Origin of the sequence: Labedella phragmitis, from assembly GCF_004078635.1 — a bacterium.
GTDB lineage: Bacteria > Actinomycetota > Actinomycetes > Actinomycetales > Microbacteriaceae > Labedella > Labedella phragmitis.
Genome location: NZ_RZNB01000007.1, coordinates 123180 through 143197 on the forward strand (window position 1 = coordinate 123180; position 20018 = coordinate 143197).

The following is a 20018-nucleotide window of genomic DNA, read 5'->3' on the forward strand; positions in this document are numbered from 1 at the left end:
TTCGTCCGACGGCCGGTGCGAGGGGCTACCCCTCCACCGGCCGTCGTCCGTTCAGTCCCGCGTGATCAGGGGAGCGATCGCGTCGAGGGCCGAATCGAGCTCTCCTCCGATGTCGGCCGCCGCGATCGGGGCGTAGCCCCCGGGACCCGACGATCGCTCGAGCCGGACGGCTTGCGCGAGAGCCTCGCCCAGGGTGTCGGGGGATTCGGGAACCGCGGCGATGCGCTCGTGCACGCCGACGCGTGTTCCGAAGAAATCGTTCGTGACGACGTGCGCGCCCGAGATCGCCGACTCGAGCGGCGGATGGCTCGGGTGGGGGCTCATCTGCAGCGACAGCACGACGTTCGCTGTCGGGAGGAAGGCGAAGTAGTCGTCCCACGCCATCCGTCCGAGAGGCGAGAGGCTGCGTCCCGAACCGAGGTCGATCGCACGGTGCTTCTCGCCCGCCGAGACGAAGTCGACGCTCGCGGCGTCGTCACCGAGGAGGCGGACGGCCTGTCGCATCGCGGTGACGCCGAGGTGGAAGAGGTTCCGCGGTTTCGACGGCCGACCGTAGAAGAGCACGGTCGTGCGCTCGGAGCGCGAGCGGCGTCGCGCGACCTCCTCGAGCTGGGCGAGGTCGAAGGCCGGCGCGAAGACGTGTCGCTCGTCGATGCCGACGCTCTCGACCGTCTCGAGGTGCTGGAGCAGGGGACGGGAGTTCACGAGGGGGACGAATCCGGCGTGGTAGGTGGAGCGTGCCGTCGTGTACGAGGTCGACCACGGGGCGAACCCGGGCTCGTAGTCCTGAATGAGGTAGACGACCGACGCGGGGTCGACGAGTCCGGCGTGCGCCGCCACGTCGAGCGCGTGGGCCGTGGTCCAGTGCGTGGCGATCCAGCGGTCCTGCGGATTGAAACGGGTCTTCGGGATTCCGGCGCGCAGGATGATCTCGGCGTCGAGGTCGAAGTTCTCGCGGAGGAACTCGCGGCCCTTCTCGATGTCGGGCGTGTCCTGGTTGCGGGCCATGGCGATGACGCGGACGGGCAGACCGAGCCGCTTACCGAGCCCGATGGCCGCCCAGATCGCCGTGGTGACACCCGCGAACACCGTGTGGGTACGGAACTCGGGCAGCACGAGGTTGACGTGCGTCGGCGTCGCTGTCGACGGGGTGAACGTACTGAGCCCGAGCGTCGAGTCGTTCAGCCCGGCGAACACTCGCGCCTCTGCGGGAGCCAACTCCGTCTCGTTCAGGCCGACCTTGTCGAGCGCGATGTTGTCCGTCGTCTTCCCGTGAGCCTTGAGGACGCGCGCGCGGAAGTCCGCCGACCTCAGGTACGTCAGGTTCAGCTTGGCCATGTCCGTGACGATCTGAAGAGGGCGAGGGGGCATGCTGGGACCTTTCGGTGATGCGACGGTCGGAATGACCTCATCCTAATTTGTTAGTCTGTGTCGTCGGAGAGGCCGCTGGATGCAGCAGCCACCGAGCTCGCGTCACTCAACCGCAAAGGTTTTCTCCATGGTCGCAGTACGGGCTGTCGCCCGCGCCGCTGTACGGCGTCTTCCGGTAATCGATCGTGCCGTCATCTCGCCGCTGCGCCGCGAGCGCCGCCGCCTCAAACTGCGACAGATCGCCCAGCTCGGGCTCGTCGATCCGGCCTTCGTCGGCGCTGAGACGGGACGCCGCGTCCGCACGGTCGCGCAGGCCGTCGACACCCTGCTCGACTACGGCAACGAGATCGCGCCGCACCCGCTCATCGAGCCACGATGGATCTCGAGCCGCTCGGACGGACGCGATTGGCTCCTGACGCTCCTCGACCCGACGGCCGCCGTCATCTCGGTCGGCCCGCTCCTCGACCTCGCGAGCGTGACACCTCCGGCCAATCCGCGGCATCTCGCGGACCGCGTGGCTGGCTTCCTCCGGTCGGCCACATCGTCGACGCTCCTCCCGCTTCCGGAGGGCACCGCCGGACCGATCACGCGGGACGAGGGCATCCGTCTCGCGACCGAGCTCGCGCGCCGGCACGCCGCCAGCGGAGAGCTGACGCGACCGCGCGTGTCGGCGCAGTGGAACCAGCGTGCCGAGCGCCGCTTCATCTCCGACCGCCTGGGTCGGGCCGTCACGCGGCCGTCGGATGCACGCGCGCTCGTGTCGATCGTCATGCCGGTCTACAACCGCGAGGGAGTGGTGGGGCGCTCGATCGAGTCCGTCCTCGCCCAGGACTTCGACGCGTGGGAGCTCGTCGTCGTCGACGACGGCTCGACGGATTCCACGCGCGATGTCATCGAGGCGTTCGCGAAGCGCGACGACCGCATCCGGCTCGTGCGCGGCGAGCACCGCGGCGTCTCGGCCGCCCGCAATCTCGGCGTCGCGGAGGCCCGTGCGGAAGTGCTCGCGTTCCTCGACTCCGACAACGTCTGGACTCCGCACTTCCTCTCGGTCTCCTACTCGGAGGTGGCGTCGGGCCGCGCCGATCTCACGTACGCCGCCGTCGAGCTCGATCGGGGCGGGAAGAAGCATGGCTACCTCGGCATGTCGGGTACGCGAGAGCACCTCATCAACGGCAACAGCTTCATCGACATGAACACGCTCGTCGTGAAGGCCGACCTCGTCGAGCAGGTCGGCGGATTCGACGAGAGCCTCCGGCGCTGGGTCGACTACGACCTCTTCCTCCGCCTCTTCCAGGTGACCGACCGCGTCACGTACCTCCCCTTCATCGGCGTCCGGTACGACCACCGCGACGACGCCCTCGACCGCATCACGACGAGCGAGTCGCCGCACTGGCGTGACGTCGTGCTCGGGAAGAACCTCCTCGACTGGGACGCGGTCAAGGCCTCCGTGCCGGAGCGGGTGGCCGGACGCATCTCCGTCGTCATCCCCACCACGGGACAGTGGGAGGCTCCACTCCTCGCCGTCGACCAGGTCCTCGCGTCGTCGCACGGGCTCGACGTCGAGGTCGTCGTCGTCGACAGCGGATCCTCACGCGAGGTGCTCGCAACCATCGCCCTCCGCTTCGCCCGCGACGAGCGCGTGCGCGTCATCTCGCGACCGTCCCCGCTCCGCGCGGCTCTCGCCAACAACCTGGGCTTCGCCTCGACGACAGGGGAGTACGTCGTGTTCCTCGAGCGCACGGCGACGCCGCGACCCGGATGGCTTCCGCCTCTCCTCGACGCTGTGGCGGACGAGTCGGTCTTCGCGGCGCAGCCTCTGCTGCTCGCTCCGGGCGACTCGCTCCACCACGCCGGTTTCGTCTTCGGGGGAGCGCGGACGCTCCCGATCCCGTTCCTCACGGACCACCCGCGCGAGGACCTCCTCCGTATGCTGCCGACGCGCTTCCACGCGGTGGGCGGTGGAGCCATCCTCGTGCGCTCGGACCGGTTCGCGGCTCTCACCGGTTACGACCCCACGTTCCAGAGCGCGTTCGACGACGTCGACCTCTGTCTGCGCGCTCGCGACGGCGGCCTCCCCGCCGCGGTCATCGTTCCGGAGTCCCTCGTCGGGTTCCGCGGCGAGAGCCGGAAGTGGCTCGCCGGCCGCGCCGTCGCGAACGGACCGCGCTTCACGGATCGATGGGGCGACGCGGTACCGGACGAGCTCGACGAGCGGTTCGCGTCCGCCGGCTTCCGGATCACCGGTTACGAGGAGGAGCCGCTCGCCACGGAACCGCCGCCCGAGTACCTCCGGCCCCTGTACGAGCGCATCGAGCGACTCGTGGAGGACGGGGAGTTCGCGGGGCGCCCGAGCCTGCGATGGGCCATCAAGATCGCCTCGCCCGCCGAGCACCGCGGCGACGTGTGGGGCGACACCTTCTTCGCCGACGACGTCGCGAGAGCGCTGCGCGAGCTGGGCCAGGAGGTCGTGATCGACCGCCTCGGCGCCCACAAGCGGCCGACGTCCTCGTTCGACGACGTCGTCCTCACGATCCGCGGCCTCGCGACGGTGCCGCGGCAGCAGGGCGCGACCAACGTGCTCTGGGTGATCAGTCACCCGACGCGGGTCAAGCACCGGGAGTTCTCCGCCAACGACCTGATCTATGCGGCGAGCACGCGCTGGGCCGCCCATGCGACGGAGGCCCACGGCCACGAGGTGCGGCCGCTGCTCCAGGCGACGGACGCCTCGCGTTTCCATCCCGATGTCGCTCGTCCGGGCTCGGGGCCCGACATCCTGTTCGTCGGCACTCCGCGGAAGGTGTTCCGTCCGATCGTCAAGAACACGATCGAGGCGGGCTTCGAGCCCACCGTCTACGGCCACGGCTGGGAGGAGTTCATCGGCGAGGACCTGATCGCCGGCGAGACCCTCGATCGCGTCGACGCTCCGGCGATGTACCGCTCGGCTCGGGTGGTCCTGAACGACCACCACGGCGACATGGCCGAGTGGGGTTTCCTCTCCAACCGGCTGTTCGACGGCGTCGCCGCCGGGGCCCGTTTGTTGTCGGACCGCGTCGACGGCATCGACGAGATCTTCGGGTCCGCCGTGATCACGGCGGATTCGGTCGAGGAGACCCGCGACGCTCTGCGGGACGCCGAGTCGCTCGTCCCCGAGAACGTGCTGCAGGAGGCGTCACGACGCGTTCGCGCGGAGCACTCCTTCGACGCGCGAGCGCACACGCTCGTGAACGACGTCTACGCGTGGCGGGACACCCACCCCGACGCCTCGTCCTGAGCGGGAGGGAGCGCGCCGACGCCGTTTCGAGAGGTGGCGCTGAGACGGGTGTCGGAGGGGTCGCCCCGGCGGGAGCGAACCGGGAGTGAGGGAGCGAGCCGTCTCGGCGCTCGGTCGTTGCTAGGCTGAACCACGATATGAAGCTCTCAGTTATCGGTTGCGGCTACCTCGGAGCCGTCCACGCAGCCGCCATGGCGTCCATCGGCCACTCCGTCGTCGGTATCGACGTCGACGCGGACAAGATCGCTCTCCTGAACTCGGGCCGTGCCCCGTTCTTCGAGCCCGGTCTCACCGAGTTGCTCACGGAAGCGCTCGCCTCCGGCAATCTGACGTTCTCGACGGACTTCGCCGATGCGGCGGGTGCCGAGGCGCACTTCGTCGCCGTGGGGACGCCGCAGTCGAAGGACGGCCTCGGCGCGGACCTCCGCTACGTCAACGCGGCCGTCGACGCGCTGCTGCCGCACGTGGCGCCGGGCGACGTCATCGTGGGCAAGTCGACGGTGCCCGTCGGCACCGCCGAGGGACTCGCCCAGCGGATCGACCCGACCGGGGCCGTCCTCGCGTGGAATCCCGAGTTCCTGCGCGAAGGCTTCGCGGTGGAGGACACACTGCGCCCCGATCGCCTCGTCTACGGCGTCGGCGCGGGCGCCGAGCGCGCCGAGAGCGTCCTCGACGCCGTCTACCACGTCGCCCTCGACGCGAACACGCCGAAGATCGTCACCGGGTACGCGACGGCGGAACTCGTGAAGGTGTCCGCGAACGCGTTCCTCGCGACGAAGATCTCCTTCATCAACGCCATGGCGGAGATCTCCGAGGTCACGGGAGCGGACGTCACGGCGCTCGCCGACGCGATCGGCATGGACGCCCGCATCGGGCGCCGCTTCCTCAACGCGGGTGTCGGCTTCGGCGGCGGCTGCCTCCCGAAGGACATCCGCGCCTTCCGGGCGCGCGCCGAGGAACTCGGTGTCGGGCACTCCGTCGCCTTCCTCGAGGAGGTCGACGCGATCAACCTGCGCCGCCGCGACCGCGTCGTGGATTTGACCACCGCCCTGCTCGACGGCGACGTCACGGGTCGCAAGGTGGCCGTGCTCGGCGTCGCCTTCAAGCCGAACAGTGACGACATCCGTGATTCGCCCGCGCTCGACATCGCGTCGCGCCTCGCCGCACTCGGAGCGAACGTCGTCGCGACGGACCCCGAGGCCATCGCGAACGCGCGTCGGATGGAGCCGGACCTCACGTTCGGCACGATCGAGGAGGCGCTCACCGACGCCGACATCGTCCTGCTGCTCACGGAGTGGAAGGACTTCACCGGCATCGACCCCGTGTGGGCCGCCTCGCTCGTGAAGACCCCGCTCGTGATCGACGGCCGCAACGCGCTTCCGCACACGCAGTGGATTGACGCCATGTGGGAGTACCACGGTCTCGGCCGTCGCTGACCCATTCCGCGCGTCACCCCGGCGACCGCCGCCCCTCACGGGTCGGCGGTCGCGGTCGTCTACGACGGGAGCCGTGACCGCCAGCTCTGGCTCTCGGACGCCTTCACGGCGCAGATCACGAGGAGCAGCCAGCCGGACTCGACGAGGGGGAAGCTCTCGGCCACGCCCGTCGTGAGGAGCGCGATGAGGATGAGCGCGGGCCATGCGTACGTGACCGTCCGGCGGTTCGACGCGAGAAGCCACGATCGGATCACCGCGAAAGCGCAGAGGGCGCCGAAGAGGGCGAGGCCGACGATGCCGACTTGGAGCGCGACGTCGATGTAGGCATTGAGCGCCGATGCGTGCTCACGTCGGACCGACCAGTTGATGCCGGCGAACGGGAGGATGGAGTCCCGCCAGATGCCCGTCCAACCCCATCCCTCGATCGGGTTCACGTCGACGGCGCGCAGCGTCGAGAGCCAGAGACTGTAGCGCACCTGGAACTCGCCGCCCGCGTTCAGCAATTCGATCACGCGCGAGCGGCCGACGTAGGTCGTCACGAGAGTGACGACGACGAGGGCGAGCAGGGCGTACTGCAACATCGGCCGACGCTCCGCCGGCGTGCGACGGACCGCGAAGAGGGCGGAGGTCGCCGCGAGGATGACGACGGCGACGACGGCCGTGACGGGCGAGCCGCTGAAGAACAGGCATGTGCCCGCGAGCACGATGGAGGCGATGCCCGGCCCCCTTCGCACCGATCGCGTCCGGAGCTCGATGATGTGGGTGACGAGGGCGAGGACGGCCACGAGGCCGAGCAGGTTGCGTGTGCCGAAGATGCCCTGGATCGGGCCGCCGACCGCCAGATCGCCCGAGACGCCCAGGAAGAGGATGGGGGTGTCGATGAGGATGCCGCTGAGGATCTCGACGCCCAGCGAGAGCGCCAGCAGGGAACGGAAGACGCTTCCCGCAGCACGGACGATCTGGATGAGGTCGCGGCACAGTGCGATCGCGACGCCGAGCAACGCGATCGCCACCTGGAACAGCCACCCCGCGAGCGAGATCCACTGCGCGCCGCTCCAGACGATCGAGGCGCCGCACCAGATCACGAACCCCAGGATCGTGAGGGGGAGGACGCCTCGCCACTCGATGAGTTCCCGACGCGCGACCAGGATCGCGATCGCGAGGACGCACAGTCCGGCGATGACGGCGATGTAGCCGGGCCAACCGATGAGGGACCGGACGAGGTGGCCGGCGAATCCCGCCGTGATGGCCGTGACGGTGAAAGCCTGGGCGACGGGCGCGGACTCGAGGAGGGAACGCAGCGTCTCGGGCGGGGAGGGGCGGGGCGTCACGCCGGCACACCGCCGGAACGTTCGATGAGCGGTCGCACCTTCGTGCCGACCGCGAGCGCGACGAGCAGGACCCAGCCGGACTCGATGAGGATGCGACTCTCCATGAGCGACTGGACGACGAGGACGACGGCGACGAGAAGAGGCAGGAGCGCGGTCATCGAATAGGGCGCGTCGTCGACGAGTCCGGTGCGCGGGCGGTCGATCGCGATGAACCAGGAGCGCCAGAGAACCGAGACGACGACGCCCGCGAAGAGGACGACCCCGACGATGCCGAGTTGGAGCCAGACGTCGAGCCACGCGTTGTGGGCCTGGAGCTGCTCGACGCCGTTGCGGACGATCGGGTCGTCGAACGGCACGGCGCCGGGCAGCCACGGGCTCGAGTACCCCCACCCGAACCACGGTCGCCTCTCGGCGAGCGACGCCACCTCCGCCCAGATGTCGATGCGGCCCGTGAGGTCCGCGCTCTTGCCGAGCAGTCCGAGGACCGCGCCCCGGAAGCCGATCGCGATCACGGCGGCGGCCACGAGCAGGGCTCCAGCGCCACCGTAGAGGGCGAGCCGACCGCGCGGCGATGCGCGGCGGGCGAGCAGCGCCGCCGAGAGGACCGCGATGCACGCGACGGCGGCCACCATCATCGTGCTCGACCGGGTGAGCCCGAAGGTGATCGCGGCGAGGCCGAGCCAGACGTACCCCGTGGTCCGTCGGACGGATCCGTCGGCCAGCTGGACGGCGAAGACCACGATGCCGAGGAGCGCGATGATCCCGAGGAGGTTGGCGTTGCCGACCCACCCCTGGATGCGATCGCCCTCGAACAGCACGTTGCGCGACCACAGGTCCATGAGAGGAGCATCCGCGCCGCGGCCGTCCCACGGGCGGGCGAGGGGCCCACGGATGATCGTCGCGACGACGAGCTCGAAGAGGAGCGAGAGCCCGATGAGCCACCGGAGTGACGCCCCGAGCGCCCGCTCGACGCCGTGCCAGTCGAGAGCGAGGGCGAGCGTGCAGCCCACGATCGTCGTCAAGACGGTGCCGACGAGCGTCGCGGCGGTCGGCCCGGGATACGCGCTCCACGCGAGCGAGAGAAAGGCGAGCGCGAGGAACGCGACGAGTGACTTCGGTGTCGTCGACCATCGCAAGCGGGGCCGGGAGCGGACGAGCACGACGGCGCTCGCGATGGCCACGACGATGCACAGAACGATGTAGCCGGGCCAGGTCAGGAGGTTCCGCCACCCGTCGCCGCCGAAGGCGATGACGAGTCCGAGCGTCGACACGCCGGTGGCCAGGAGGGTCCGGGTGTCCTGATCGCGCGGAGGCGAGACGGTCTGCACGCTCATGGGGTCAAGGGTAACGCGGCGGGCTCGTCGCCGAGCCGCGCCGTCACTCAGACGAAGGCCGCGGATCCGGTGATCGCGCGCCCGACGATGAGGGCGTTCATCTCGCGGGTGCCCTCGTAGGAGTAGAGGGCCTCGGCGTCCGCGAAGAAGCGCGCGGCGCCGTAGTCGAGCACGATGCCGTTGCCGCCCATGGCCTCGCGCGCCCACGCGACGGTCTCCCGCATCCTCGCGGTGCAGTAGGCCTTGGCCATGGCGGAGTGCTCGTCCCGCTGCGTGCCATCGTCGTGCATCTGAGAGACGCGGACGCACATCGCCATCGACGCCGTGATGTTGCCGAGGCACTTCGCCAGCAGGTCCTGGATGAGCTGGTGCGACGCGATCGTCTTGCCGAACTGGACGCGCTCTTTGGCGTACGCGAGAGCGGCCTCGTACGCGCCGATCGAGACGCCGACGCTGGACCAGGCCACACCGGCACGTGTGAGGCGCAGGACCTTCGCGGTGTCTCGGAACGACGAGGCGCGCTGCAGGCGGTTCGACTCCGGTACGACGACGCCGTCGAGAGCGATGTCCGCGTTCTGGACCGCCCGCAGACTGATCTTCCTCGCGATCGGCGAAGCGGAGTACCCGGGCGTCGATGTGGGGACGATGAACCCCTTGACCTGGGAGTCCTCGACGTCCTTCGCCCAGACGATGACGATGTCGGAGAAGGTCGCGTTACCGATCCAGCGCTTGGCGCCGTCGAGCACCCAGCTCTCGCCCTCCCGCCGTGCCGTCGTGCGCAGCCCCTGGGCGCTGTCGCTTCCCGAGAGGGGCTCCGTGAGCGCGAAGGCGCCGGTCACCTCGCCGCTCGCGAGCCGCGGCAGCCACTCCGCCTTCTGCTCATCCGATCCGCAGACTCCGATGGAGCCCATGGCGAGCCCCTCCTGGACGCCGACGAACGTCGAGATCGAGGCGTCGACCCGCGAGAGCTCCATCGAGACGAGCCCGCGGAACACGGCCGAGTTCTGGAAGGGAGTCGTCTCGGGCCAACCGAAGCGCCCGACGTCGGTCGCCATGAGGGGCTCGACGAGTTCGTGGGGGAACTCGGCCCGCTCCCAGTACTCGTCGATGACGGGTCGCACCCGCTCGTCGAGGAACGCGCGGACGACGGTGATGGCGTCCTTCTCGCGGTCGGTGAGGAGGGTCTCGAAGCCGAGGAAGTCGCTCGCGAGGGGCTCGAAGGACATGTCGCTGCTTTCGTTGCTCGATGGAGGGGGCGTGCGACGGCGCGCCTCGCACCCTCGCCCCTCGACCCTACGTCCGGCGCGTCGCGCGGTGAGAACGCTTGGTAGATTCGCTCCAGCCGGGATGCGCAGCCGTCCGGCGCTTTTTGTAGGGTCGCCCAGAGGAGAGTGCTCATGTTCCTGCCCATCGACAACGTCCCGCGGGATTACGCGTGGGGGTCGACGAGCGCGATCGCCGAGCTGCGGGGCCTCGAGCCGAGCGGCGCGCCCGAGGCGGAGTTGTGGCTGGGGGCGCATCCGGGCTCGCCCGCGCGCATCCTCGCTCCGGAGGCCGCCGGCGGTGCCCGCGATCTCGCCGAGTGGATCACCGCGGCTCCGGGCGACGCCGGCCTCGCCGGACCCCGGTTGCCTTTCCTCCTCAAGCTGCTCGCGGCCGCCGAGCCGCTCTCGCTGCAGGCCCACCCGTCGCTCGAGCAGGCGGCGGCGGGCTTCGCCCGCGAGAACGCCGAGGGCGTTCCCGTCGACGCGTCACACCGCAACTACAAGGACGCGTTCCACAAGCCCGAGCTCGTCGTGGCCCTGAGCGAGACCTATTCGGCGCTCTGCGGCTTCCGCGCGGTGCAGGAGACCCGCGGCCTCCTCGCGGCGATCGACGACGGCAGCGGGCCGCTCGCGCAGCTCGCGTCGTCCCTCGGTGGCGGCGAGGAGCCCGACGCCGAGGTGCTCCGCCGGACGGTACGGGATCTCCTGAGCGGTCGGATCGACGGCGTCGTCCCCGCGCTCGTCGGTGCGGCCGACGCGGCCCTGTCGGACGGGACGATCGACGAGGATGCCGCCGTCGTGCTCGGCACCATCTCGTCCCTCTCCGACGCCTATCCCGGGGACCCCGGCGTCGCGGTCGCCTTCCTCCTCAACCGCGTGACCCTGCGTCGCGGTGAGGCTCTCTACCTGCCCGCCGGCAACATCCACGCCTACCTCGAGGGACTCGGCGTCGAGCTCATGGCCTCGAGCGACAACGTCCTCCGTGGAGGGCTCACACCGAAGCACGTCGACGTCGACGAGCTGCTCGCCGTTCTCGACTTCGAGCCCCTCCCGGTGCCTTTGCTCTGGCCGGAGCAGGTCGGACCGGGGGTCGAGACGTTCCGCCCCGACGTCCCCGACTTCGAGCTCCTGCGGGTCGACGCGGCTCTCGCGGCCTCGACCCCCATCGTGCTCCCGGGGCCGGCGATCGCGGTGGCGACGGGCGGCTCGGCGCGCTTGCGTGCCGAGAGCGGGTTCGACCTCGCGACGGGCGCCGCCGTCTACATCGTGCCGACGGGCGAGCCGCTGCACGTCGAGGGTGACGGCGAGGTCTTCATCGCCACCACTCACCTCGACCGTTGAGGCGGTCTCTCCGGGCGCTCAGCCCGTGAGGAGGGCTTTGTCGTCGATGCAGGAGAACGCGCGGCGATAGGCGTTCGGCGTGGTCTTGAGCGTGCGCACGAAGTGGTGGCGCATGACCGAAGCGCTTCCGAAGCCGCTCTCGTCCGCGATCTGCTCGAGGCCGAGATCGGATCGTTCGAGCAGTTGCTGCGCCCGGATGAGTCGCTGCCGGTTCAGCCACGCGGCGGGCGTCGCGCCCAGTTCTGCGCGGAAGCGACGAGCGAAGGTGCGCTCCGACATGTGCGCGCGCCGTGCGAGGACCGAGATGGGCTGATCCTCCGCCAGGTTCTCGATCATCCAGGTCGTGACGTTCGCGAGCGAGGAGATCCGCTCGTGCTCTGGAGGCGTCTGGATGAACTGGGCCTGCCCGCCGTCCCGCTGGGGCGGGACGACCATGCGCCGCGCGATCACATTGGTCGCTGCGGCGCCCAGCTCCGTCCGCACGAGGTGGAGGCACGCGTCGATGCCCGCCGCCGTCCCGGCGCCCGTGATGACGCGGCGGTCCTCGACGAAGAGAACGTCCGGGTCGACCTCTGTTCCCGGGCACGTGCGAGCGAGCTGCTCCGTGTGCATCCAGTGCGTGGTCGACTTGCGCCCGTCGAGGAGACCGGCGGCGGCGAGGGCGAACGCGCCGCTGCAGACGCTCAGGACCCACGCGCCGCGTCGTTCGGCCGCGCGCAGCGTCTCGACGATGCGCGGGTCGATCTCGGTCTCGCCGGGGCCGGAGCCGAAGGCCGGGACGGCGACGAGGTCGGCGTGCTCGGCGGCCTCGAGACCCTCCGACACCATGAGGCCGAGGCCGTTCTTCATGGCGACGACGCCGGGGTCGGCGGCGACGACGTGGAAGTCGAAGGTCGGTCCTCCCTGAGCGCTCCGGTCGATGCCGAACACCTCGGCGAGCACCCCGAACTCGAAGGGGGCGACCTCGGGGATGGCGATCACGGCGACGGATCTGAGCATGGCGGCTCCTTGGCAGGAATGTGCGGATTGCTGGCAATCCTGCCACTGGTGGCAGGAAGGCGCAAATCCTAAATTTTCTGCCATGACACTATTCCTCATCCTCCTGGCCATCGCCCTCGTCGTCGGCGTCGCATGGACGCTCACCGTCACCGCGCGCGACGGCTACCGCCGCGTCCCGGACCGCGACTCCGGTCGCACCTCCCCGTCCACCTGGTCGTGAGTCCGTGGACAGGGCGGCCCGAGTCGGATCACGGCCTGCATACGACTCGCCGTGTCGCAACCCTCGATTGGGGGTCGAGGGTTTACGATCCCCGACTTGACCCGCGCGAACTACACGGGTGTAATTAGGTGTCGGCGGTGAAACGCCGGTGATCGTGAGATCGGATGTCATTCCGCCTCGATCGCGACGACCGGTGCGAGCACAGCGCACCGCCGCCGCAGGCACTCAAGCGCAACGTAGGTGGGGAGACGGTATGGGCATTCCGAACGAACATTCCGGTGTCCCGGACGACTGGTTCGTCGATCCCGTCCAGCTCGGCGTCCCCGGCGTCCGCAAGAACATCGACGCGGAGGACGACAACCCGCTCGCGTGGCAGTCGGACTCGCTCTGCGCTCAGACAGACCCCGAGGCCTTCTTCCCCGAGAAGGGCGGATCGACGCGCGATGCGAAGCGGATCTGCTCGTCGTGCGAGGTGCGGAGCCAGTGCCTCGACTACGCGTTGCAGAACGACGAGCGCTTCGGCATCTGGGGCGGGCTTTCGGAGCGCGAGCGCCGCAAGCTCAAGAAGCGCGCCGTCTGACGCCTCCCCGTCTGCGGGATTCGACCACGCCCGACGATGGCGCGGTCGCCGGTTCTCGACCGGCTTAGGCTGAACGCGCTATGGAGACCCGCGTAACCGTCCTCGTCGTCGCGCACTCGAACGCCGACGGCCTTCGCCGCACTCTCGACGCGATCACGGGGCAGACACGGACACCGGATCGCATCATCGGAATCGCCGTCGATGCGAAGGACGACGTGACCAGGGCCTTCGAGGACGCGAACGTCGAACGCATCGTCACCGTCTCGGAGAACCTCGCGTTCGGCCGCGCACTCGCCGTCGGAGTCCGTCAACTCGGAGAGCCGAGGGACGACGAGTTCCTCTGGCTCCTCGCGCAGGACACGGCTCCCGCTCCGACAGCCCTCGCTCGACTGCTCGCGGGTGTCGAAGTCGCGCCGTCCGTCGCCGTGGCCGGCCCCAAAGTCGTCGACGCCGACGACCCCGGTCGCATCCGCTCCCTCGGCGAGACCGTCACGACCTTCGGTCGGACCGTCGAGCTCGTGAGCGACGAACTCGACCAGGGGCAGCACGACGCCGAGACCGACGTGCTCGCGGTCTCACCCATCGGCATGCTCGTCCGAGCACGCGTCTTCGTGGATCTCGGGGGCTTCGACCCGGCGCTCGGCCCGGTCGACGACGGTCTCGACTTCTCGATCCGCGTCCGTCTCGCGGGGAGTCGCGTCGCGCTCATCCCCGCGGCCGTCGTCGCTTCGGCGGGGGACGGGATCGCGGGAGCGCCGCGCGGCAGACGATTCGGCACGGCGCAGCGCCGAGCGCGACTGTTCCGGAGCGCCGAACTGCACCGTCGGCTCGTGTACGCGCCCGTAGCGTTGCTGCCCCTCCACTGGCTCTCGATCCTCCCTCTCGCGGTGGTGCGAGCCGTCATCCACCTCGTCCTCAAGCGGCCGGGTCTCGTGGGCTCGGAGTTCCGGGCCGCTTTCAAGGCCGCGTTCGCGGACACCCGGGTCTTCTCCTCACGCGCGACGCTCGCTCGCACGAAGCGGGTCGGCTGGTCGACCATCTCCGACCTGCGGATGCCGTGGCGCGAGCTCCGACGCCGCCGACAGCTCGAGCGCGAGGTCTCCGGGGACGACGACACCTGGACCGAGCGCACCGATCTGCGCTTCCTCGGCGGGGGAGGAGCGTGGCTCGTCCTCGCGTCGACCGTCGCCGGACTCCTGCTCCTCCTGCCCCTCGTGCCGGCGACGGTGCTCGACGGCGGAGCGCTGCTGCCGCTCTCCCGATCGGTCGGTGAGCTCTGGGCGAACGTCGGCTGGGGATGGCGGGACATCGGCACCGGCTTCGTGGGAGCGTCGGACCCGTTCTCCGTGGTCGTCGCTGCGCTCGGCACCCTGACGTTCTGGGACCCCTCGTTCTCGATCGTCCTGCTCTGGCTGCTCGCCTTCCCGATCGCCACACTCGGCGGCTGGTTCGCGACGACGCGTGTGAGCGAGCGCAGCGGCTACCGCATGCTCGGCGCGGTGCTCTGGACGCTGTCGCCGACGTTCCTCGCGGCACTCGCCGATGGACGGCCCGCCGCGGTCATCGTCCACCTCGTCCTCCCCTGGCTCTTCCTCGCGGGCACTGCGGCCTCACGATCGTGGGCGTCGGCCGCGACGACCGCGATCCTCCTGTCCGTCGTCCTCGCATGCGCGCCGGTCCTCGTCGGGGCGCTCGGCGTGGTGTGGCTGCTCGCTCTCGTCTCGGCGGGCCGCGGCTTCGCCCGTGTCCTCTTCATCCCGGTTCCGACGCTCGCGCTCTTCGCGCCGATCGTGTGGCAGCAGGGCGTCCTCTCATCGCACTGGATGGCGCTCCTCGCCGATCCCGGCGCGCCGACGGCGACCGAAGCCGCGGGTCCGGCGTCCCTGCTCTCCGGCTTCCCGGTCGACCGCGACGGCGCCTGGGCTGCTCTCGCGTCGATCGCGCCGATCCCCGGATCCGTCCTCGCCGTCGCTCTGCCCGTACTGCTCGCGCCGCTCGCGCTCTTCGCTCTCGCCGGGCTCTTCGTGCGGGGCCAGCGCCGTACGCTCGTCCTCCTCGGCGTCGCCCTGCTCGGACTCGGAACCGCGGTCCTCGCCGGCTCGCTCACGATCGCGAGCGTCGACGGCACGGCCGTCTCCGTCTGGCAGGGCTCGGCACTCAGCCTCTACTGGCTGGGATTGAGCGGCGCAGCGGTGTCCGGGCTCGACGGGCTCGGCCGCCGCGCCGCGATCCCCGCCGTCGTGACCGCCGTCGCGCTCGCCCTCGTCGTCGTGCCCCTCGCGGCGGCGAAGCCGCTCGGGACCTCCGACGTCGTGGCCGGCTCCGGTCGGACGCTGCCCGCCTACGTCGACGCCGCTGCCGGCGAGGACCCGAGTGTCGGCACCCTGCGCATCACGCCTCTCGAGGACGGCTCGGTCGCCGTGCGCTTCCTCCCGGGCCGCGGCGACGTGCTCGACGGTCAGTCGACGATCGTGCGCACGGGCGCCCCGACGGCCGAGGCCGACGCGAGGATCGCCCAGCTCGCCGGCAACCTCGTGTCGCGGTCGGGCCTCGACACTGCTCCCGAGCTCGCCTCCCTCGGTGTGGACTTCGTCCTGCTCTCCACGGAGCCTGCCGACATCGCGGCGCTCGCCGGCACCGACGCGACGGAGCGGGCGGGTGAGGACGTCCGCGGCCCGCGCGACCTCGCGGCCGACGCGATCGCGGCTCTCACCGCCAATCCGGCCGTCGACTACGTCGGCCCGACCGACGCCGGTGAGTTGTGGCGCAACGTCGCGGTCGCCGATCGTCCGGCGCCCGCTGCGGTCGACCCGTTCTGGTCGCGCGCCGTGCCGGTCGCGTGGGCCGTCGTATTCCTCGTAGCCCTGCTCGTCGCTGTCCCGACGTCGGCCTCGCGCGAGGCGGCGCGTCGCCGCCCGCGAACCGTCGGTGTGAAGCCGGCCCCACAGCGCCGGCGGTCACCGGATTCCGACGAAGACGCCGTCGACGCCCTGCCCGATCTCGCGACGGCACCCGACGGGCAGTCCGAGCCCGATTGGGCTGACGAGTCGATCGCGGAGGCGGACGACGTGCCCGGCCGCAGCGTGTCGGAGGAGGACGGTACGCCGGAGGACTCGTTCGACGATACGGCGGAGGACGACTCCGCCGCTGTGACAGCCGATGACTCACCGGAATCGGATCACACCGGGCGGACCGACGCGCCCGCGCGCGACGCAGGAGGCTCCCGATGACAACACGACCGACAGTCACCCGAGTGGTGCGGACGATCGTCGGCGTGGTCGGCGTCGGAGCCGCGGTCGCCACCGTCCTGGTGACCGGCCGGCTCGACGTGCCGCCGATCGCGACCGAGCCGGCGAGCGTGACCGTGACCCCGACGCCCGCTCCGCAGTCCCGTGTATGCGCAGGACCGCTCGTGGAGATCGGCAGCGACCCGGCCGCCGCGACAGCCGCGTCCTCGATCGGATCCCCATCGATCATCGGGGGCGACGGGATCATCGTCGCATCCGACGTCTCACCGCTCGCGGCCCCGGACGACGTCGCCGGCGGTCCGGGGCCGTCCGTGCTCTCGGCGCCGCCGCCGGAGGACGCCACGGCCCTCGCCGGTTCCCAGAGCCAGAGTGTGACGAGCGAGCGGCTCGCCGGGTTCGCCGCGTCGGCGTGCGTCGAGGCGACGCCCGAGACCTGGCTCGTCGGCGGCTCGACCGACGTCGGGCAGTCGACCGTCGTCCTGCTCGCCAACGCGTCGACGGTCGAGGCGAGCGTGACCCTCGAGGTCTTCGGGGAGTCGGGACCGATCGACGCTCCGGGGGCGTCCGGCATCGTCGTCGCGCCGGGTACTCAGCGGATCGTCCCGCTCGCGGGAATCGCGCCCAACGTCCAGTTGCCCGCCGTCCACGTCACGAGCATCGGCGCACCGATCGCCGCCACCCTGCAGCAATCCGCGGTCCGCGCGATCACTCCGGAGGGCGTCGACACCGTCGGGGCGACGACGGCTCCGGCGACGGAGCACGTCATCCCGGGCTTCGCCGTGCCGCGCGCACAGCCCGCCGAGGGTGTGACCGGGTACGACTACCGCGTGCCGGGCGTGCGTGTCCTCTCGCCGGGCGCCTTCGACAGCGAGGTCACGATCACGGCGACCCCGGCCGGGGGAGCAGCGGGGGAGCCGCGCATCGCGGTCGTGCCGGCCGGTTCCGCCGTCGACGTGCCCCTCGACGATCTCGCCCCCGGCTTCTACAGCCTCACCATCACGTCGGACATCCCGGTCGTCACGGCGGCCCACGCGGCCGTGCAAGCGGGTGACGCCACCGACTTCGCGTGGTTCTCGGCCGCCCAGCCGCTCGACGAGAGCGTGACGGTCGCCGTCGCGGGATCCGAGCCGAGGACGGCCGTTCTCTCGCTCGTGAATCCCGAGGCGGAGGATCGGTCGGTCGGTGTCGTCGGCCCGAGCGGCGAGCGCGAGGTCGTCGTGCCGGCGGGCGGTGCGCCCGTCCTCGTCGGCGACGTCGCCGCGCTCTCGGTGCTCACGGATGTCGAGGGGCTGTCGGCGGCCGTCGTGTACGCGGACGGCGCCTCGTTCGCGTCGTTCGTGATCGCGCCACCGAGCGCAGCCTCGGATCCCGTGGTGGTCCGCACCCGGTAGGGCTGACGAGACGTCCTCGGAGGATCAGAGGAAGCGGAAGCGTTCGGGACCGAGGTCCCACGGGTCCTTGCCGAGGAACTCGGCCGTCGCACGGAACACGCAGCTCTCGATCATCATGCGCTGGTGGAGTTCGTCGTTCCGGTGGAGGTGGCTGAGCCGCTGGATCGGGATGCGGAAGATCGTGATGCGTCGCGACACCGCGTCGGTCTGCCAGCGGTCCACGCCGTCGTTCGAGTCGAGGGACGGCGGCATCGCCTGAACCTCGTAACGGACGCCCGCGAGTTCCTCCGGCCAGGATCCCCTCAGGAAGTCCGCCGTCGTCGCGACCGTCTGGTCGAAGAGGTCGATGCGGGACCGCAGCGCCGGAAGGGGAGGACGGACGACGGAACTGCGTCCGGCCCGTCCGTGACGATCCCGCCTCACCGCCTGGCGGCCCGGCTCGTCGAGGGGGGACCTGCGTGCCTTGCGCCTCACCATGCCGTCATCCTACGCGCGACGGCGGGCCCGGCGTCCGCGAGCGGCGCGGTGCCGCGGCGGTGTCGGCGGCTGCTCGTAGACTGACGCCGATGGACGACAGGAACTGCTCGAAGGTCGGGTGCACGCGCGAGGCCGTGTCCACCCTCAGCTACGACTACGGCGACCAGATGGCGGTGCTCGGCCCGCTCGGTCTCACGCGTGATCCGCACACCTACGACCTCTGCTCCATCCACTCGGAGCGGCTCTCTGTACCCAGGGGATGGCAGGTCATCCGCCACGCGGTGCTCGGCGAAGTAATGTGATCCCTATGGGATCGGAATCGATAAACGACGCACCTCGGATCGATGAGCGTGTGAAGGCGGTCGTCGGCGCGTACGACGTGCGCGGGGTCGTCGGAGACGACCTCACGGAGGACGTCGTCGAGGCTCTCGCCGCTGCTTTCGTCGACGAGGTGGGGGCCGCCGGCACATCCGTGATCGTCGGTCACGACATGCGCGACTCCTCCCCGGTCTTCGCGGCGGCGTTCGCGCGCGGAGCGAACGCTCGCGGTGCCGACGTCCTCTCCATCGGATTGTGCTCGACCGACGAGAGCTACTTCGCCTCGGGGAGCCTCGGGTTCCCGGCCGCGATGTTCACGGCGAGTCACAATCCCGCCACCTACAACGGCATCAAGTTCTCGCGAGCGGGCGCCGAGGCGATCTCGCGCGCGACGGGCCTCTCCTCGATCAGCGAGCGGGCGTCCCGATTCCTCGACGAGGGCGTGCCGTCGGTCGAGACCCCGGGATCCGTCCGGGAGCGCGACATCCTCGCCGACTACGCACGCTACCTCCGGTCGCTCGTCCCGCTCGACGGTATCCGGCCGCTGCGGATCGTCGTCGATGCGGGCAACGGAATGGGTGGGCTCACCGTCCCGGCCGTGCTCGAGACGGCGGCGGGTCTCCCGGCGCTCCCTCTCACGATCATCCCGCTCTACTTCGAGCTCGACGGCACCTTCCCGAACCACGAGGCGAACCCGCTCGAGCCGAAGAACCTCGTCGACCTGCAGAAGGCCGTCGTGGAGCACGGCGCCGATCTCGGTCTCGCCTTCGACGGCGACGCCGACCGGTGCTTCGTCATCGACGAGCGCGGCGAGGCCGTCACGCCGTCGGCGATAGCGGCCATCGTGGCCGTCCGGGAGATCGCTCGCGCACGCCGCGAAGCGCCCGACGAGCAGATCCACGTGATCCACAACCTCATCACCTCGCGCATCGTCCCGGAGACCATCGAGGCGGCCGGGGCGATCCCCGTCCGCACCAAGGTCGGGCACTCGCTCATCAAGGACGAGATGCGGCGCACCGGCGCCGTCTTCGGGGGAGAGCACTCCGCCCACTACTACTTCCGTGACTTCTGGAGCGCCGACAACGGCATGCTCGCCGCCATGCACGTGCTCGCCGAGTTCGGCGCGCAAGGCGAGCCGCTCTCGGCCTTCGCCGCCGAGTACTCCCCGTACGCCGCGTCCGGCGAGATCAACTCGACGGTGGCCGATGTGCCTGCGGCGTACGCGCGAGTGGTCGAGTCCTTCTCGGGACGCGCCGACTTCGACGAGCTCGACGGTCTCACGGTGACGGGCAACGCGAGTATGGACGACGACTTCTGGTGGTTCAGCGTCCGTCCCTCGAACACGGAGCCGCTCCTGCGACTCAACGTGGAGGCCGCGACGCCCGAGCGCATGCAGTCGATCCGCGACGAGGTCCTGGCGCTCATCCGCTCCTGAC

15 protein-coding genes are annotated in these 20018 nt (G+C 70.6%); 9 read left to right on the forward strand and 6 right to left on the reverse strand.

Annotated features, from left to right (window positions below; genetic code table 11):
• Nucleotides 1–51: 51 nt before the first annotated feature.
• Entirely contained in the window at nucleotides 52–1371 is a 1320-nt protein-coding gene (locus tag ELQ90_RS15045) for a rhamnosyltransferase WsaF family glycosyltransferase (protein WP_208020677.1), read from the reverse strand.
• Nucleotides 1372–1498: 127 nt separating this feature from the next.
• Between ELQ90_RS15045 and ELQ90_RS15050 the strand changes: the two genes are divergently transcribed.
• Nucleotides 1499–4642 carry a glycosyltransferase gene (locus ELQ90_RS15050; RefSeq protein WP_166409108.1) on the forward strand — a complete coding sequence of 1048 codons (3144 nt, stop codon included), beginning with the start codon at nucleotides 1499–1501 and terminating at the stop codon, nucleotides 4640–4642.
• Between the two features lie 137 nt (nucleotides 4643–4779).
• Nucleotides 4780–6078: a UDP-glucose dehydrogenase family protein gene (locus tag ELQ90_RS15055; protein ID WP_128496115.1), complete on the forward strand. Its 1299-nt coding sequence runs from the start codon at nucleotides 4780–4782 to the stop codon at nucleotides 6076–6078.
• Between the two features lie 59 nt (nucleotides 6079–6137).
• On the opposite strand, the gene ELQ90_RS15060 is transcribed toward ELQ90_RS15055, so the two are convergent.
• The 3 genes from ELQ90_RS15060 to ELQ90_RS15070 are packed head-to-tail and all read right to left on the reverse strand — an operon-like array spanning nucleotide 6138 to nucleotide 9969.
• Nucleotides 6138–7409 (reverse strand): O-antigen ligase family protein, encoded by a 1272-nt coding sequence (locus ELQ90_RS15060; RefSeq protein WP_243696208.1) that lies wholly within the window; start codon nucleotides 7407–7409, stop codon nucleotides 6138–6140.
• Nucleotides 7406–8743: an O-antigen ligase family protein gene (locus tag ELQ90_RS15065; protein WP_128496116.1), complete on the reverse strand. Its 1338-nt coding sequence runs from the start codon at nucleotides 8741–8743 to the stop codon at nucleotides 7406–7408. The genes ELQ90_RS15060 and ELQ90_RS15065 overlap by 4 nt, the downstream gene beginning before the upstream one ends.
• 47 nt (nucleotides 8744–8790) lie before the next feature.
• Nucleotides 8791–9969: an acyl-CoA dehydrogenase family protein gene (locus ELQ90_RS15070; RefSeq protein WP_128496117.1), complete on the reverse strand. Its 1179-nt coding sequence runs from the start codon at nucleotides 9967–9969 to the stop codon at nucleotides 8791–8793.
• 171 nt (nucleotides 9970–10140) lie between these two features.
• Here ELQ90_RS15070 and manA point away from each other — a divergent pair, with 171 nt between their 5' ends.
• A complete protein-coding gene (gene manA / locus ELQ90_RS15075) occupies nucleotides 10141–11349 on the forward strand; it encodes a mannose-6-phosphate isomerase, class I (RefSeq protein ID WP_128496118.1) in 1209 nt (402 codons plus the stop codon).
• Between the two features lie 18 nt (nucleotides 11350–11367).
• On the opposite strand, the gene ELQ90_RS15080 is transcribed toward manA, so the two are convergent.
• Nucleotides 11368–12348: a GlxA family transcriptional regulator gene (locus ELQ90_RS15080; RefSeq protein WP_128496119.1), complete on the reverse strand. Its 981-nt coding sequence runs from the start codon at nucleotides 12346–12348 to the stop codon at nucleotides 11368–11370.
• A gap of 82 nt (nucleotides 12349–12430) precedes the next feature.
• Between ELQ90_RS15080 and ELQ90_RS16710 the strand changes: the two genes are divergently transcribed.
• The 4 genes from ELQ90_RS16710 (at nucleotide 12431) to ELQ90_RS15095 (ending at nucleotide 17787) form a co-directional block, all read left to right on the forward strand.
• Entirely contained in the window at nucleotides 12431–12568 is a 138-nt protein-coding gene (locus ELQ90_RS16710) for a hypothetical protein (protein ID WP_166409110.1), read from the forward strand.
• 253 nt (nucleotides 12569–12821) lie between these two features.
• Nucleotides 12822–13148, forward strand: a complete 327-nt coding sequence (locus ELQ90_RS15085; protein ID WP_128496120.1) for a WhiB family transcriptional regulator — start codon at nucleotides 12822–12824, stop codon at nucleotides 13146–13148.
• 80 nt (nucleotides 13149–13228) lie between these two features.
• Nucleotides 13229–16378: a glycosyltransferase family 2 protein gene (locus ELQ90_RS15090; protein WP_128496121.1), complete on the forward strand. Its 3150-nt coding sequence runs from the start codon at nucleotides 13229–13231 to the stop codon at nucleotides 16376–16378.
• Nucleotides 16375–17787, forward strand: coding sequence for a DUF5719 family protein (locus ELQ90_RS15095; protein ID WP_128496122.1), 1413 nt, complete (start codon nucleotides 16375–16377; stop codon nucleotides 17785–17787). Before ELQ90_RS15090 ends, ELQ90_RS15095 begins: the two co-directional genes overlap by 4 nt.
• A gap of 24 nt (nucleotides 17788–17811) precedes the next feature.
• On the opposite strand, the gene ELQ90_RS15100 is transcribed toward ELQ90_RS15095, so the two are convergent.
• On the reverse strand, nucleotides 17812–18264 hold the full coding sequence (locus ELQ90_RS15100) for a metallopeptidase family protein (RefSeq protein ID WP_128496123.1): 453 nt from the start codon (nucleotides 18262–18264) through the stop codon (nucleotides 17812–17814).
• A gap of 89 nt (nucleotides 18265–18353) precedes the next feature.
• Here ELQ90_RS15100 and ELQ90_RS15105 point away from each other — a divergent pair, with 89 nt between their 5' ends.
• Nucleotides 18354–18566, forward strand: a complete 213-nt coding sequence (locus ELQ90_RS15105) for a DUF3499 family protein (RefSeq protein ID WP_128496124.1) — start codon at nucleotides 18354–18356, stop codon at nucleotides 18564–18566.
• Between the two features lie 5 nt (nucleotides 18567–18571).
• Nucleotides 18572–20017: a phosphomannomutase/phosphoglucomutase gene (locus ELQ90_RS15110; RefSeq protein ID WP_128496125.1), complete on the forward strand. Its 1446-nt coding sequence runs from the start codon at nucleotides 18572–18574 to the stop codon at nucleotides 20015–20017.
• Nucleotide 20018 lies beyond the last annotated feature (1 nt).